4 tRNA genes are annotated in these 526 nt (G+C 43.9%); all 4 read right to left on the bottom strand.

The annotated features are described in order from the left end of the window. Positions 1–13: 13 nt before the first annotated feature. The 4 genes from ACTYBU_RS22525 to ACTYBU_RS22510 all read right to left on the bottom strand — a co-directional run bounded on the left by ACTYBU_RS22525 (position 14) and on the right by ACTYBU_RS22510 (position 519). Positions 14–98, bottom strand: a tRNA-Leu gene (locus tag ACTYBU_RS22525). Positions 99–115: 17 nt separating this feature from the next. Continuing rightward, positions 116–191 (bottom strand) — tRNA-Lys (locus ACTYBU_RS22520). 8 nt (positions 192–199) lie between these two features. Next, a tRNA-Thr gene (locus ACTYBU_RS22515) sits at positions 200–275 on the bottom strand. A gap of 168 nt (positions 276–443) precedes the next feature. Next, a tRNA-Val gene (locus tag ACTYBU_RS22510) sits at positions 444–519 on the bottom strand. Positions 520–526 lie beyond the last annotated feature (7 nt).

Raw genomic sequence — 526 nt, 5'->3', positions numbered from 1 at the left:
AAATTGTTTAGAATGGTGCGGGTGAAGGGAGTCGAACCCCCACGCCTTGCGGCGCTAGATCCTAAGTCTAGTGCGTCTGCCAATTCCGCCACACCCGCATAATGCTTTTTTAAAATGGTGAGCCATGGAGGATTCGAACCTCCGACCCTCTGATTAAAAGTCAGATGCTCTACCAACTGAGCTAATGGCTCAACAAAAATGGTGCCGGCGAGAGGACTTGAACCCCCAACCTACTGATTACAAGTCAGTTGCTCTACCAATTGAGCTACACCGGCAGTTTTTCATTGTTATTTTTTTACAATTATGAATGGTTATCAATATTGTAAGAAGTATAGTCAAGATATAAAATCGGTTGCTGTGGTAAATTCGAGGAAGGTTATTCTATCGTATTCTACCGAAAGGGCTATACCATTTTTCTACAAAACTTGTCTATATAAAAAACATGGTGGAGGATGACGGGATCGAACCGCCGACCCTCTGCTTGTAAGGCAGATGCTCTCCCAGCTGAGCTAATCCTCCATATATG

It is taken from the genome of Niallia sp. 03133, assembly GCF_052663225.1.
The sequence above is the reverse complement of the archived record's forward strand: the minus strand, read 5'-3'. Positions and strand labels throughout refer to the sequence as shown.